The sequence below is a fragment of the Paenibacillus canaveralius genome, from assembly GCF_047238265.1.
Classification (GTDB): domain Bacteria; phylum Bacillota; class Bacilli; order Paenibacillales; family NBRC-103111; genus Paenibacillus_F.
Map to the genome: position 1 here is coordinate 3,110,473 of NZ_JBDFMM010000001.1, position 15,323 is coordinate 3,125,795.

Annotated in this window: 14 protein-coding genes; 2 read left to right on the top strand and 12 right to left on the bottom strand. The window is 53.7% G+C overall.

Features of this window, described 5'->3' with window-relative positions; translation table 11 throughout:
* Window positions 1–36 precede the first annotated feature (36 nt).
* Complete coding sequence (locus ABC395_RS14160; RefSeq protein WP_413003991.1) at window positions 37–951, bottom strand: NAD(P)/FAD-dependent oxidoreductase; 915 nt, start codon at window positions 949–951, stop codon at window positions 37–39.
* A 49-nt stretch (window positions 952–1,000) separates the two neighbouring features.
* Window positions 1,001–1,492 (bottom strand): RrF2 family transcriptional regulator, encoded by a 492-nt coding sequence (locus tag ABC395_RS14165; protein ID WP_413003992.1) that lies wholly within the window; start codon window positions 1,490–1,492, stop codon window positions 1,001–1,003.
* Between the two features lie 232 nt (window positions 1,493–1,724).
* On the opposite strand from ABC395_RS14165, the gene ABC395_RS14170 reads away from it, so the two are divergent.
* Window positions 1,725–2,168, top strand: a complete 444-nt coding sequence (locus ABC395_RS14170) for a hypothetical protein (RefSeq protein WP_413003993.1) — start codon at window positions 1,725–1,727, stop codon at window positions 2,166–2,168.
* A gap of 180 nt (window positions 2,169–2,348) precedes the next feature.
* On the opposite strand, the gene ABC395_RS14175 is transcribed toward ABC395_RS14170, so the two are convergent.
* From ABC395_RS14175 to ABC395_RS14200, 6 genes are all read right to left on the bottom strand, one after another.
* Complete coding sequence (locus tag ABC395_RS14175; RefSeq protein ID WP_413003994.1) at window positions 2,349–3,227, bottom strand: NAD-dependent epimerase/dehydratase family protein; 879 nt, start codon at window positions 3,225–3,227, stop codon at window positions 2,349–2,351.
* 92 nt (window positions 3,228–3,319) lie between these two features.
* On the bottom strand, window positions 3,320–4,405 hold the full coding sequence (locus tag ABC395_RS14180) for an AI-2E family transporter (protein WP_413003995.1): 1,086 nt from the start codon (window positions 4,403–4,405) through the stop codon (window positions 3,320–3,322).
* 307 nt (window positions 4,406–4,712) lie between these two features.
* On the bottom strand, window positions 4,713–5,591 hold the full coding sequence (locus tag ABC395_RS14185; RefSeq protein ID WP_413003997.1) for a polysaccharide deacetylase family protein: 879 nt from the start codon (window positions 5,589–5,591) through the stop codon (window positions 4,713–4,715).
* 42 nt (window positions 5,592–5,633) lie between these two features.
* Window positions 5,634–6,539, bottom strand: coding sequence for an alpha/beta hydrolase fold domain-containing protein (locus ABC395_RS14190; protein ID WP_413003999.1), 906 nt, complete (start codon window positions 6,537–6,539; stop codon window positions 5,634–5,636).
* Window positions 6,540–6,699: 160 nt separating this feature from the next.
* Window positions 6,700–8,094 (bottom strand): MFS transporter, encoded by a 1,395-nt coding sequence (locus ABC395_RS14195; protein ID WP_413004000.1) that lies wholly within the window; start codon window positions 8,092–8,094, stop codon window positions 6,700–6,702.
* A gap of 77 nt (window positions 8,095–8,171) precedes the next feature.
* Window positions 8,172–9,272 carry an alpha/beta hydrolase gene (locus tag ABC395_RS14200; protein WP_413004002.1) on the bottom strand — a complete coding sequence of 367 codons (1,101 nt, stop codon included), beginning with the start codon at window positions 9,270–9,272 and terminating at the stop codon, window positions 8,172–8,174.
* A 137-nt stretch (window positions 9,273–9,409) separates the two neighbouring features.
* Between ABC395_RS14200 and ABC395_RS14205 the strand changes: the two genes are divergently transcribed.
* Window positions 9,410–10,183 carry an IclR family transcriptional regulator gene (locus ABC395_RS14205; RefSeq protein WP_413004004.1) on the top strand — a complete coding sequence of 258 codons (774 nt, stop codon included), beginning with the start codon at window positions 9,410–9,412 and terminating at the stop codon, window positions 10,181–10,183.
* Window positions 10,184–10,668: 485 nt separating this feature from the next.
* Here the strand turns inward: ABC395_RS14205 and ABC395_RS14210 are convergent, their stop codons facing one another.
* The 4 genes from ABC395_RS14210 to deoD form a co-directional block, all read right to left on the bottom strand.
* On the bottom strand, window positions 10,669–12,741 hold the full coding sequence (locus tag ABC395_RS14210) for a methyl-accepting chemotaxis protein (RefSeq protein WP_413004006.1): 2,073 nt from the start codon (window positions 12,739–12,741) through the stop codon (window positions 10,669–10,671).
* 14 nt (window positions 12,742–12,755) lie between these two features.
* A complete protein-coding gene (locus ABC395_RS14215; RefSeq protein WP_413004008.1) occupies window positions 12,756–13,019 on the bottom strand; it encodes an HPr family phosphocarrier protein in 264 nt (87 codons plus the stop codon).
* Between the two features lie 408 nt (window positions 13,020–13,427).
* On the bottom strand, window positions 13,428–14,609 hold the full coding sequence (locus ABC395_RS14220) for a NupC/NupG family nucleoside CNT transporter (RefSeq protein WP_413004010.1): 1,182 nt from the start codon (window positions 14,607–14,609) through the stop codon (window positions 13,428–13,430).
* Entirely contained in the window at window positions 14,606–15,319 is a 714-nt protein-coding gene (deoD, locus tag ABC395_RS14225; RefSeq protein ID WP_413004011.1) for a purine-nucleoside phosphorylase, read from the bottom strand. The genes ABC395_RS14220 and deoD overlap by 4 nt, the downstream gene beginning before the upstream one ends.
* Window positions 15,320–15,323 lie beyond the last annotated feature (4 nt).

The following is a 15,323-nucleotide window of genomic DNA, read 5'->3' on the forward strand; positions in this document are numbered from 1 at the left end:
TGACCCGCCGCAACAAAGAACTCGCAAAAGCTCCCGCTAGGCCCGGTTGCCCCACGCTTCCGCAAGCAGCTCCGTGTTTATGCCGACGGCGGCAAGGGATCCGAGAGAAGCGGCCGTGACCACCTGATACATTTCGGTTGCGGAATCACCGGCAGAAAAGACTCCCGGCACGTTCGTTTTGCCGAAAGGATCGGCCGCGACGGTTCCCCCTTCCGTCATACGGCAGCCGATCTCACGCGGAAGTTCCGAACCGGCGGCCAGTTTAGGCGCGAAGAAAATTCCTTTGCATGAGATGGCGCTGCCATCCTGGAGCACAACCCTTTCCACCATGCCGCCGCTTGACTCAATACGCACAATGGGCGAATCGTAAACTGGCACATGATGCGCTTTAAGCTCTTCACGCTGTTCTTCCGTGAGCTCATCGGGACCGTTGGTACAGATCGTCGTCCGCGCGGACCAGCCGGAAATCGTACGGGCCGAATGCATCGCGGCCCCTCCCTTGACGATCAGCACCAGGGGCTGGTCCCTCAGTTCCCACCCGTCGCAGTAAGGACAGACGAACGCGCTTTTGCCGTAAACGTCCGCCAGGCCGTTAATATCGACCGGAAGGTCCTTTTTACCCGTGGCGAAAAGAAGTTTTTTACACCGGTAGACCTTTCCCTGACGGGTCGTGATTTGAAAATTACCGTCCGATCCCGTGACGGCTTCCGCCGCGTCCGCAGCGAAAGAGACGGAAGGGTACGCCCCTATTTGTTCCCTCGCAATGCGGCGGAATTCTGCGGGACTAATGCCATCCCGGGTCAGAAAGCCGTGTGACTCGCGGGTAACCCTGTTGCGCGGACGCTCTTCGTCGATCACGACCACGCTTTTTCTTGCTCTGCCGAGCACGAGGGCCGCATTCAATCCCGCCGGCCCCCCGCCGATAATGCCTACATCGATTTGCTGCTTCATATTATCCTCCTCGCGGATCTTTAATGTCTATAATTAGGGTGCAAGAAGGTTACACCTTCTTGTGCATGCCTTCGACGCTTCCCGCGGAAGCCGAGTCAAGGACAGACTGGATCGTGTGATGCCTTAAATAATCGTTCAGATGCTTTTCGGCACCCATCATCACTTTTTTAACCAGACATTCTCTGCCGCCCGTACCGTCCGGCGATTCAGGCTCCAAAACCTCCGATTCAAAAAACATCGGGTGATGCTCTTCGCTGATTTTGAAACATTCATACATATGCTGGCGTCCTTCGATCACCTGAATCACATCAAAAAAAGAGATTTTGTCGGTCTCCCGCGCAAGCTCATAACCGCCGCTCGCTCCCGGTACTGCACGGACGATACCGTCCTGCCGAAGCTTGGACATAATTTTGGACAAGTAGCTTTCGGATACGCCGAGCCAGGCCGATAATTCCTTAATGCCTACGTTGCGGCCGCGTTTCGTATGAGCCAAATGAATCAATGCATGCAGAGCGTACCCGGTACTTTTGGAAAATTGCATGATTCGGCTGCGCCTCCTTTCGGTGCTTGATTAAAAATGAACGAAGATTAACGTTCCTATTCATTTCTATTTATTATGGATCTACAATGTCTATAATATACAACAGTAATTGGTTTGGCAAGTGGAACATACCTCTTCATAGCAGCATGTCAATCGGCCGAACAGCTTCCCTACCAAAATTACAAATAATATGGTAAATTTAACCTTACGAATTCAAGGAGGATTTCTTTCTATGCGATTAAACAGAACGGCGTTTATTTTTATTTGGCTGCTCGGGGCTGCGATTATTTTTTACGGGATCATACAACTGGAACGGTTTCTGGATGCGAAAAGTATCCAATCTACATTTTCAGTCATGCTGTTGCTCAGCGGCATCAAAATTTTGTTGTACATGCTGACGGGGGTTTGCAGCGGCACCCTTTTCCTGACCAGTCAGTTGACTGTGCACCGGAGCTTGTTTTTTACGGTATTTCTTGTGTTTCTTCTCTTGAGCTTTTACCCGCTTCTTATATTTGCCATGCCTATGCCAATGACGGATTTCCTTATTCTCCATTACCAGAAATTCGCGTTCGTAGCGGGTTTATGCTTATTTATGTCCCTTTATAAAGGTAAAGGAAAATCCGCGGCCCGCCCGCATCCGAAAGGATCGGCAGACGAGCGGACAGCAAGTTTTTAATACTAAGATGCGCCGCATCTGATTTTAGCCGCACAAAAAAAGCACACTCCGTTATACGAGCGTGCTTTTTGCAATTCCGTAACCCAAAGGGCAGCTATCTTCACCCGTATATTGCCGCCTGCAATCCCAAGCAAGCGTTCCTCCTCCAGGTGGACGGTCATCCTCCACATTACACCGCTTCTAGTCCTCCCCGGCAAGGTTGCGGATCAAGTCCGGCAGCCAGTCGTCCAGGCGGCGGAACGTATAGCCCGCGGCTTCGGCTTTGGAGGTGTCCATGTACCAGGATTCCGGTACGCCGAACGGGGACATGTGATCTTCGTCCGTTTTGTCCGTAACATGCGCTTGCTTGTTCAAAGCTTCTTCGATCAGGGAGACGATTTTACCCGGCGTAGTCTCTCCCTTGGAGCAGGCGTTCACGGGTCCTTCCAGCTTGGAAGTTCCAAGCCAGCCCAGGAAAGAAGCGGCCTCATCCGAATCGATGAAAGTCAGGAGCGCATCCGGGTTCGGAATACCGAGCGGAAGTCCCTGCTTGATATGCCCGATATGAAAATGAAGCCTGCGCGTATAATCATCGGGTCCGAGCACGATGGGGAACCGCACGGCCGCCGCAGGAAAAGCCGCATTCCGGAACAACACCGCTTCCACAAGCCGCTTGCCTTCCGCGTAATCCGGCTTGTCCGGGTATTCGGACGGCAGCGGGTAACCGTAAGGATCGAAATCGTTTTCCGTTTTGCGGGGGCCGCCATAGGGATAGACGCTCTTCGATGATGTCACAATATAACGGCCGGCCCGGCCGTCAAACAACCGGACAGCGGCTTCCGCATCTTGAGGCGTGTAACAAATGTTATCGTACACCACGTCATAGTCTACGGATCCGACCGCCTGACGCAGCGCTGCCGCATCCGTGCGGTCGGCATGAAGTCTTTTGACGGCGGGTCCGAACGAATCGGAAGCATTCCCCCGGGTCAGAATCGTTACATCAGTTCCGCTGCGGAGCAGATTCGCGGTAAGCTTTTTACCGAAAAAACGCGTCCCGCCCAAAATAAGCACGTTTTGCATGAACAATCCCCTCCTCGATTAAATTTTACCACCTCTCTTCCCTAAAGAAAAAGACTGCCCGCCGGCAGCCTTTTTTTTCGGACTAGCGGCTTCTATTCCACGAGCTCCTCCACTTTCTCCGCGAGAAACAGCGAATAAATGCGCACGATAATAATTTTAAGCACTATATACGCGGGTATCGCCAAAATAACGCCAAGTATTCCCGCGATATCCCCGGCGACCAGCAGCAGGATCACAGTCGTCAAAGGATGTATATCGAGTCTTTTCCCGTAAATGTGAGGAGAAAGCAGGTTTCCTTCGATTTGCTGCGCGATAACCGTCACGATCAGCACCCAGGCTACCATGGCGGGGGAAACGGTAAAAGCGACGATAATCGTCGGAATAGCGCCGAGAATAGGCCCGATGTACGGGATGATATTCAAGATCGTTGCCGCAATGGCCAGCAGAAGCGAGTAGGGAAGATCGATAATCAGAAAGCCTATGTACAGCATGACACCCAGCAAACAGGTGATGATGACGCGACCCACGATAAACCCGCTGAGCGCGGAATCGATCTGGGCCAGCACTTCCTTCCCGTCCCGGCGGTAGCGCCTTGGAATGACTGTCAGAATCGAGGACGGGATATGCTCGCTTTCCTTCAGCATGTAATACAGAATGATCGGCACCGTCGCAATAATGATTATGAAATTCGTCAAAATCGCAACCACATTGGACACATAATCGGAAGCCGCCGTAATCCCCCGGTTCAAATAGTCCGAAAGCTTCGTAGACAGATCCGATTCGCTTCCCGCAAACATGGAGAACATCCGGTTCTGCTGCAGCCTGGCTATCTGATGCTTGAAATTTTCAATCAGGCCGGGAACCCCGTTCACGAAATTCTCCACCTGATGCTGCAGCGTCGGCCATACGCCCGCTACGAAAACGACGGTAATCGCACCCAGTACAAAATACACCAGGAGAATAGACAAAACTTTATTCAGTTTCCGGGTCGTTAAATAATGGATCACGGGACGGAGCAGATAATAGAAGAAGCCCGCCATCATAAACGGAACGATCAAAATATTGATCATCGTGATCAAGGGATTGAACACGAAACTGATCTTGCTGAAAAGCAGAATAATCAGAAGCACCGAGATAATTCCCAGGCATATGCGGAAAAAACGGCTTTGAAGGTACATGTTCCTCTCCCCCTTTCCTTTTTGTACGGCAATCGCCGAATTACGTTATGCCATACATTACCCGGATCGGAGAAAACTCAATAAAAGAAAAAAACACAGACCCCGCGAGGAGTTTTGTCGACGCCTCAAGGCCTGTGATAAAGTGAATTTGCGAAGGAAGTGACTATTTTTTGAGGAAGGTAATTTAAGCGTATGGACTTGAAAAAATGCATGATTATATCGCCTCCTCAAGCAAAAAACTGACCGCCCCGGTTACGGTACGATCAGCCTTTTTGCGCTTAGGCGGTACAATCTCCATACGATTCGCCTAATTATTTCGCTGCAAATCGCGTAAATTACGCCAGTTAATCAGCTTGATATTCTCTTCCTCCATAACCTGCCGGATTTCGGGGTCCCGAAAAACTTCGTACTCTTTTTGACGCACAGGCCAAGTGTCCGTAATTTCTTTTAACTCGTCGGTTTCGAGAGAAGGATGGAAAATCAGCTCCGTCACACCCGGCTGCAAATTCCGCAATATGCGGACCGCATTCGTTTTGACCGGATTCGAGTCTTCTCCAGGTTCCGGCGCGAACGGCAGACCTTCGAGATAATCGGGAAAAATAACCCCGCGCGAATCCGCCAGTTCTATCAGAGCCTCGTCATGAGGGAACATCGGGAACGGATGCCTCGGCAGCCGCAGCGGCAGCTTATACCGGACACAGAGCCCGATAAGGAGGTCGACGAAATGCCGGTCAGCCCCCATCGCTCCGTGAAGGCTGGCCATATGATTGTCCAAGTGGGTAAGATCTACCCCCAGCTTCAGAGCGGTTTCGATCTGGGCGGTACACTCCCGCTCGATAAGTTCAGGGTCCGTAAGAACGACGGACCGGTTATCGTTCCGGAAATGCCCGTATTCGTCCTCGAAAGGACGCTTTTCCCCGGCCCTCGTCAGCGGCCCCCATTTATACTGCTCCCACTCGCTTGTCAGCGTAAGATGCAGACCCACATCAAACTCCGGATGTCTGCCCGCGATAGCGGCAGCCTGCTTCATCCAGGGACAAGGTACCATCAGCGAAGTTGACGTGATGACTCCTTCTTCCAGAAGGGAAGAAATAGCGCGGTTCGTACTGCTGCACATGCCGAAATCGTCCGCGTTTATGATCAGAATGCGTTCATCCGCCCGGTACCCTAATTTTTCCGCCAGCATATTGTCCCTCCCGGTTTAATTGTCGGCATTATGACATTAGCTCTACAAATTGGCTCTCAGAAAATCGCCCACAACCCCGAGCACTTCGGGGGTCCAGAAACCGGGACCGTGCCCCGCCCCTTTTACTTTATAAAAGGTAACGTCCTGGCCGGCTTGGCGCAGTGCCTCATACAGCAGCACACTCTGGTTAAAAGGAACGACCTCGTCCCGGTCGCCGTGCATAATGAGAAAAGGAGGCAGTTTTTTCTCCGCGGTAATATACCCGATCGGATTCGCCGCGGCGGCTTTCTCCTTCTTGTTCTGAATCGGTCCGCCCATCAGCAAGGATGCGGGTCCACCCGGCGCATCGTGATCGATTTTGGACGGATATTTGCTCATCTGGAGAAGATCGCAAGGTCCGTAGAAATCGACTACCGCTTTAACGGAAACTCGCTGGTCTTTTTCAAATTCCGTCAAAAATTCCTGCCCGCCCCCGGTTACGCCTGCAAGCGAGGCCATATGACCGCCGGAAGAGTCTCCCCAGATCGCAACACGGTCCGTGTCGATTCCGTAACGGCCGGCATTTGCCCGCAAATAGCGGATCGCCGATTTTACATCCTGAATCTGAGCGGGGAATTCGGCTTCCGACGAAGGCCGGTATTCCACACTTGCCACGACGTATCCCTGGTGTGCGAAATCCGAGAGCTGGGGAATCGCTTCATACAACTTTTGCTCCCGCCAGCCCGATCCCTGCACGTAAACGAGAAGCGGCAGAGGCCCTTGCCGGAAAGCGGGCCGGATCATATTCAGCCGCATCACACGCTCGCCATGCCGCATATACTCGATATCGGGATAGTAGAAAGCGGCATACCGGTCTTCCTGAACACCGAACATCACCTGCATCCCTTCGGGATGACTCTGGTCGGCGGGAACCTCTACATCTCTTGACGGAAACGGTATCTCTTCCATGACAACTAGTCCTCCTGATCGTTTAAAATAAGTGAAACCCGATGAACGGCCTGTTTAGACGGAATGGTGTGTATACGCTCGGAAATCGAGCTTCCATGGCATTTGCCGCCTTTTCTGCATGAGCAGTTCATTAAATGGCATTTATTATTTATGTCATTAATTAAATGCTTTTTGCTTCGTTTAATTCTTGGATAATTTGCGGATATTCCTTATCGAGTTTATAGAAAACAAGTATCGCAATCTGAATAACTCCGATTAGAACGGGTAAATAAATAAACAGAAATTCAATGGAAGATTGAACGGAAGCACTTACAACGGCTTGCCCGCCCAAATATCCGCTCCAGGCCAAAATCCAACTGACGATCGCCGCTCCAATGCCGGTTCCCGCCTTCGATCCGAAAGTTGTGGCGCTGTAAACGAGCCCCTCGCTGCGGATTCCCGTTTTCCATTCCCCGTAGTCGACCGTATCGGCCAGCATCGCAAAAATCGTGCCGACGATCGGAACGGTGCCGATCGCTTTGATTACGGTTCCCGTCAGCACCAGTGTAAGGTTGGCCGGATCGAACGCTACAGCCAGTGAACCGGCTGCGGTAAGCGAAATACCGATGAGACAGGCGTTGCGTTTGCCGATCCGCTTGATAACGAGGGGCAGAAAAAACAGACCGATCAGGATGGGCAGCAGACTCGCCAGACCGATCGTTCCGACCAGCTCCGCGTTCTTGAGCACATGCTGCGCATAATAGACGTTGATCCCCGTCGAAGCCGCGTTTCCGATAAAGGTAAACAGGGCGAAAACGGCCAGCAGCGCCCAGTATTTGTTCCGGAGCAGGGCTTTGCCCGCCCGTTTTACCGGCACGTCTTTTTGAACCACGGAGGGCTTTACCCTCTCTTTTGTCCCGAAAAACGTAAGCAGGAAAAAACCCGTGGAGAACACGCCGAACACCACAAAGGTCAGCAGCCAGCCGAGCTTGCCGCCCCCGAAGAAGCTAACGAGCGGCATGGTGAAAAAGGTGACGACAATCCCGCCCACGGATGCGAAAATCGTCCGGACCACGTTCAGCATCGAACGCTGATAAGGCTCCTGGGTAATCATGACATTCAAAACGCTGAACGGAATGTTGATGCCCGAGAATATAATGTTCACGAGCAAGTACGAAAAATACGCATACACAAGTGTGCCGACGGGTCCCAGATCCGGAACCGAGAACAAGAGAACGCCCGCGACTCCGTACGGAACGGCCAGCCACGGCAACCAAGGCCGCGCTTTGCCGTGCCTGCTCTTCGTTTTGTCCACAAGAATGCCGATTCCCACGTCGGCAAATGCGTCCAGGAGTCTGGCAATAAGCAGCAGAGTCCCGACCGCGGCTGCGGACAGACCGACGACATCGGTGTAATAGTAAGCGGCAAAAGCCGATAAAGCCGTCCAAATCAGACTGCTCGCGAATTCTCCGAAGCCGTAGCTCAATCTCTCTTTAGTCCCGATTCGTGCCATTGACGGATGAACCGTTGGATGGACGGCCGCTTCCCCGCTTCCGGCAGGTTTTATCGTTTCCATGTCGTTTTCCTCCGTAATCTCTTAAAGTCTAGCCTTGCCCGAATGGCTTGAAAGCGGCCACAATGCCGGCAGCAAGCTTAAGTGAGCACTCTTTTCATTTCGCGTGCCATTTCGTTCAGGCAGTCTTCCGCCTGCGGGTACATGCCCAATTTGTCCAAAAAAGCATGATCCATCCCGTTGTACCTGATCATGCTGACGGGAACGCCGGAACGTGTGAGCTTGCGTGCGTAAGCTTCGTCCTCCAGCCGCAGGTAATCGAACTCGGCCGTGACGATAAGCGTCTCCGGCAGCCCCTGCAGATCTCCGGCAAGCAGCGGCGATACGTACGGATGCGTGCTTTCCGTTCTTCCCTGCAGGTAAAGCCCGATCAGACCCGGAAAGCTTCCGCCCAGACCGTGCAGCCCGCCGAGGATTAGCTCACGGTCCCCGTGTTCCCGGATACCGTACGCCTCCTCGCTCCAGCGGAAATCCTCCGTTTCGGTGCCCGATACGTTGACGGTCGGATAGACGAGTGCTTGAAACCGGATCATCCCCGTTCCCCGGTCTCGGTCCATCAAGGCGCATACCGCCGCCAGATTGCCTCCCGCGCTGTCGCCGGCAACGGCTATCCGGGCGGGATCGGCGCCAAGCTCCCGCGCATGGCGGTGCACCCACTGCACCGTTTCGAAGCAGTCGGTCAGACCGGCGGGAAACGCGTGCTCCGGGGCCAGCCGGTAGTCGGCCGAGACGACGACCGCTCCGGCCTTTTCCGCAAGCGCCCGGCACGGATTATCCATCACATCGACGGTTCCGCCGATAAATCCTCCGCCGTGGAAAAAAACGACGGCCGGACGAGGACCTTCCCCTTCCGGCGTATAAATCCGCAGCGGGACGGGTCCGTTCGTGCCCTGAATCGTCCGGCAAACGGTCTCGACCTCCGTCCGGTTAACCGGTGTATTCGGCCATCCCATCATGGCCCGCATTTGACGGACGTCCTCCGCTTCCATGCGACGCTCGACGTTCGAGAAAGGATGCATAACCTGCTCCTTGAGAACGTCATACACTCTGGGATCGAGCCGTCCGGCCGCGTCGGAATCCGGAATATGTTTTACCGTGAACCGGTATCCGTCCCGCTCCGTTACCGCTGTTTCTTTCCCAAGCTTTCTAACAAGCGCTTCGGCATGTTCTGCTGTGTTCATGCTGCCATCTCCCCCGTATCATTGGACTCGCTCTTCGTAAGAGCGTTTACAAATGAATCATAATATGCCATGATCGGAAGGAACAACGCGATTGTTCCTCTATACGGAACTCCAAAAACTTCCACGGGGGTATGAAAGTGAAACAGACGAATCCGCAGTTGCTTTCCTCCGTCACCAACGCGCTGCGCCTGCTGAAATTGTTTACGCTCCAGTCGCCTGAAAAAAGACTTACCGAAATCGCCCGTGAGCTCGGGCTCGGCAAAAGCACCACCAGCCGCCTTCTGTCCACTCTTCTCAGTGAAGGCTTCGTTTATCAGGATCCCGTTACGCATAAATACCGGCTTGGGCAGCGGATTGTAACGCTCTACCATACTATCCTCTTGTCCCATATGGATTTGCAGGAAGCGGCCATGCCGGTCATCGAACGTCTCGCGGCGGAAACTTCCGAAGATATCCGGGTTGCGGTGCTGGAGGAAAACGAAGTCGTCTACATCCATCAGGTCGGCCCCCGGAATCTCCTCGACGAAGAAGCATTCTCGGGCGGACGGGCTTCCGCTTTCGCTACAGGCGGCGGCCAACTTCTGCTCGCCTATGAGAGCGAAGCCGGGCTCGCCAAGGTGCTAAGCGCTCCTTTGAACCGCCATACCCCGCTTACCCGAACCGATCCGGACGAACTGAGGGCGCATCTTAAAGTGCTGCGGAAGCAGGGCTACTGTGTATCCGCCGGCGAATACAGGAAGACCCTGGGCTCCGTATCCGCCCCTCTCCGCGACGCCTCCGGTCACGTGATCTCGGTGTTGACGCTAATCGCCGCATCCGACCGGCTCGATGAGAAGCGGATCAGTCTGCTGACAAGCAAAGTGGTCAAAGCGGCAAAAGAAATATCGCGCAGGTTCGGCTACTTGAAATAGGGTTATAGCGGAGACGGCGGAGTCTATCTCCGCCTCCGCGTATCGTTCCGAACAAAGGGATAGAAGTATCCCGCACAATAATGAGCCATGCTGTCAGCATCATTTACAGGGGACTGGCCAGGCCGGCCGCTGTTTTGTCTTACCTATAAAAAGCAGGCCCGGAAAGACCCGGGCCTGCTTTTGTATGTCGCTGAACAGCAGCGTGATCCGGCTCCCGGATCACGCCAAGACAGCGGGGCTCGACCGACATCGCGCAGCGCCGTTTCGCGTCCCCCTGGGATCGCGCGTGACGGCGTTCTGCTGTTACCGCTCCACCGCCGCACCACCGTCAGGGAAGGAATCCGCCGGGACTGCAGAAGCTGAAGCTTGCCCGAGCGGGCGCACTTGACCTCCTTCCTGCCGCTGTCTCCCATTCTTTCCTGGGCGACTTAACCGGTCAGGGCAATCACACCTTTCCGGAACTCCGCTGTCGCCGGCATATCTTGCTAAAGCTTGAACCGGTTCACGAGCCGCTCTAGATCGGCATAACGATCCGCCAGCAGCTGCGCCGACGAATGAATAGTACGGACGGCTTTCATCTGGCGCTCCACCGCCTCCGCGGTAACTTGCGCTCCTTCCGCAGACTTGGAAGAAAGCACGGACAACTCCGCCGTCGAGGCGGAAACTTGTTCCGTTCCGGCGGCAATTTGCTCGGAAGCCGCCGATATCTCCCCGATCTGTTCCGCAATGCTTGCCGCCGAACGCTCGATGCTGCGAAAGGCCGCTGCTGCTTCCCCGCTCGTACGGATGCCTTCTCCCACGCGGTTTTTCACCTGGTCGTTGATGTGCGACGCAAGCCGTTCGATAAGTCCGAACATCTGGCGAAGCGATTCCCGGATATCTTCGGCGGTTCTTCCGGACTGCTCCGACAACTTGCGGACTTCTGACGCCACAATCGCGAATCCGCGTCCGTGATCTCCTGCCCGGGAAGCTTCAATCGACGCGTTCAAGGCCAGCAGACTTGTCCGGCCCGCCATATCGGATATCGCATCGTTGAGCCGTTTCGTTTTTTCGGAAAGCTCCGACAAGTCATCCATCATACCGGACGACACCAGAACCGCATCCAAAATGCGGCTCATCTGTTCCTGTACGTCGAGTACGGTTCTGCTGCCGGCCGCGACATCGGCTGCCGTCACCGAGGCCGATTCGACGATCATGTTCGCGGACTCGGCAATGGACCCGATTCCCCTGGCCATCTCTTCCACGGCATTCGAGGTTTCCCGCGAAGCTTCCGCACCCGATACGGCCGTTTTCGCCGTTACCATGACGGCACCGGACACCCGCGTGATCGAGCGTTCCGTCTGCCCGGCCTCTTTTTTGATAATGTCCGAGGAAGCCGCAAGAACGGCTGAAGTCTCGCTCAGTTCGGTAACCATGCTATGCAGCGAAAGGGTCATCTCGTTAAAATCCGCCGCCAAATCTCCTAATTCGTTCGCTCTATAGATGCCGATCCTTTGTGTCAGATCGCCTTCCCGTACCGCTCTGGCTCCTTGGCGAAGCCGGTTCAGCGGAACAAACAGCATCCGGAGGATACAAAAAATAATCAGTCCCGTCAAAATCATCGAAACGGCGATAACGATCATGCTCGTATCCAGAATCGGTCTCGCCGCACGGGAATAATCGGCGGCGGCTGTGATCCCCATGACGCTCCACTGTGTATCCGGGTCCGTGCCCGTAAACACATTCATCTCCAAATCGTCCCAATCCTTAAACGCTTTGACGATATCCCTCTTAATGTCCTTCTCCTCGGGAGGCGCGAGTGCCGTCAAAACTTCGAAGGGAAACGGCTTCCCCGGCTGGAGAAACCCGGACTCAAACACAGGGCCCGAGCCCGCTATGATCGTATTTTGCGCGTCTATCACAACCAGCGTGCCGGTATCTCCGGCTTTGGTTCGCTTAATCAGCGCAGAGAGCTCGCTCGTAGACAGTGTCCCCGTCAGGACGCTTTCGTCGGCGAGCGCTTTGGAAAGACGCACGGTCATCGCGCCGTTTTGCGCGTCCATGCGCACGTCTCCTATCGCGATTGCGCCTTTCATCTCCCGGCTTCGCGCCAGCCAGCCGGACTCGGCATCGTCCGTCCGCTTCGCATCGGATGCGGACTCTCCGCGGGAAAGCGGCCGGATGACCTCCCCGCTCTGCGTGACGATCCAGGCATCCGTCAGCTCAGGCACGGCGAGCAAAAGCTGCTCCAGCCCGGCTTGAACATCTGCCTTGTTCAACGTATTGTGCCGCTCCAGCAAGCTCGCGGCTCCCTGGAGAGCACTCGCTGCGGACGCCAGCCTGGCATGCACATTGCCGCGGATAAGATCGACATTGTAATAAATGGAGTCTTCGATCCGCTGCCGGACTTCATTCTTCGCACTCTGATAAGAGTAATAACCGATCAGCACACTGGGAATGGTGAGAACAACGAGGAAAGCTGCAATCAGCCGGGTCCGGATAAGCCGCGCCTGCCGGACCGTCTGTTTCCATAACCTTTTAAAACGCGGTTCTTTAGCTCCTGATATTCGTTTCGACATATCCGCTTCGCCCCTTATACGGGGTAGGTCTCCAGCCAATCCACCAGCTCATCGACGGCGCGTTCCTCATCCGCACCTTCCGCCGTCAGCACGATCTGTGTGCCTTGTTTGACTTCCATGGCCATCAAGCCAAGAATGCTTTTTCCGTCGGAGATAATGTTTTTCTCTTCCCACACGATCCGGATCTCCGATTCGTATTCGGCCGCCTTGTGCGCGAACAGCTTGGCCTGGATTACGGGAAAGCCGTTTGTTTTCATCTCTACCTGTTTTTTTTTCATGCCTGGATCCCCCTAATATCTGAATGGTCTTGCCTGCCTGTATCGTAATCGCTGGTTCGGTGACCCGCAATGTAGCTGTTCCTGTATACGGAATGGCGTACAAAAAATCCTTAAAAGCCGATGCCGGCTGGCAGCTCCAAGGAGAAGAGAGATTTCCGTTAAGCCGCGTCTAAGCAGCTTGCGGACCTACTCTGCCTCTGCGGGACAGAACCGGTTTTCTGCAAAAACCAAAAAACCGGAAGCATAAATCGCTTCCGGCTCATTGACCGGCTCTTCGCAGCCGGTGATTTTGTATTCTTTTTGGCTGGACTTGCGTGAGAAGGATACGAATTTTGCCGGGAAAGTCTCACTCAGGCACCCGGTTCCCCTTTTTCTTTTGGCTGTAGCACTTCATAAACAGAAGCATGATCAGAATACGATACTTACAATAATCGCCGACAGAAAGCTTACGAGAGCCGCTCCGTACAAGAGTTTAAGCCCGAAACCGGCCACTACGTTGCCCTGCTTCTCGTTCAGCCCTTTCACCGCGCCCACGATCGTACCGATCGATCCGAAGTTAGCGAACGAGATAAGGAATACGGACACGATTGCCCGAGTACGTTCACTGAAATCGCCTTGGATTTTCACAAAGTCCAGCATAGCCACGAACTCATTCGCCACAATTTTGGTAGCCATGATGCTTCCCGCTTGTACGGCCTCGTTCCAAGGAACGCCTATGAGGAAGGCGAACGGAGCAAGAACGTATCCGAGAATGTTTTGGAACGAAATTCCGAACACACCGCTGAAAATGCCGTTAATCATGGCGATGAGAGCAACAAACCCGACCAGCATGGCGCCGACGATTACGACGACTTTGAAGCCGTCCATAATATATTCACCCAGCATCTCGAAAAATGTCTGTTTCGTCTCGTCCCGTGTTTCCAAAATATCTTCTTCGGGCTTCACTTCATAAGGATTGATGATCGACGCGATAATAAATCCGCCCAGAAGATTCAGCACCAGTGCGGCCACCACATATTCCGGCTTCAGCATCGTCATATAGGAACCGACAATCGACATGGATACCGTCGACATGGCGGACGCGCATAACGTGTAGAGGCGGTTTCTCGGCAGCAGCCCGATCTGCTTTTTGATGGAGATAAAGACTTCGTTCTGTCCTAGAATCGCGGAAGCTACCGCATTGTAAGATTCCAGTTTTCCCATTCCGTTCACTTTACTTAAGGCAAGTCCGATGTATTTGATAATAAAAGGCAGGATTCTGTAATACTGCAAGATTCCGATCAGAGCGGACATGAACACGATCGGCATCAGGACGTGAAAGAAAAACGAGTGAATTTTATCGTTTACGATTCCGCCGAAGACGAAGTCCGTTCCCGCGTTGGCAAAGCCGAGCAGCTTGGCAAACCCGTCCGCGAATCCTTTTACCAGAAATTCTCCGACGCCCGTTTTTAGCAAAATCAATCCTAAAATGATTTGCAGGGCAATCATCACAAGTACCGGCCGGTACTTGATCTTTTTCTTATCCGAACTGACAAGCCACGCGAGCGACAATATGACGATAAGGCCGATCAAAGCTACCGCATATTTCATACGGCATCCTCAATAATCGTCTGCAGGGCGACTTCTGCCATCTGGTTAAAAGATTGCTCGCTGTCTTTATGCGCGGAACGCTCGTTTGTAAGAAGCTGGCTGCCCACCGTCAAAATACTCAATGCTTTCACTCCGTATTTGGCGGCAAGCGTATAAAGCGCCGTGCTTTCCATCTCGACGGCGAGAACGCCGAACTCCATAAACGTATGCAGTCTGTCGAGGGTATGGCGGTAAAATTCATCCGAATTGTATACATTCCCCGCAAATACGTTGGCGCCGCTCCGCTTCGCTCCCTGGTACGCCTGCATCAGCATGCCGAAGTCGGCTGTGGGGGCGTAACTGCAGCCATGAAACATTTTGTCCGTCATGTTGCTGTCCGTCGAAACTGCCTGGGCCAGCACAAGATCGCGGATCTTGAGATTTGGCTGCATGGCGCCGCAAGTACCGATCCGGATCAGTTTCTTTGCCCCGTAATCCCGGATTAACTCCGTCACGTAAATGCTCATCGATGGATTGCCCATGCCGGTTCCTTGAACCGAAACGGGAACTCCTTTATATAATCCGGTATAGCCGTACATCCCTCTCACTTCGTTATGGCAGCGCACCTCATTCAGGAAATTCTCGGCTACGAATTTAGCTCGCAGCGGATCTCCCGGCAGCAGGACGCGTTCGGCGATTTCTCCGGGTTTGGCTTCCAAGTGGATACTCATGTTG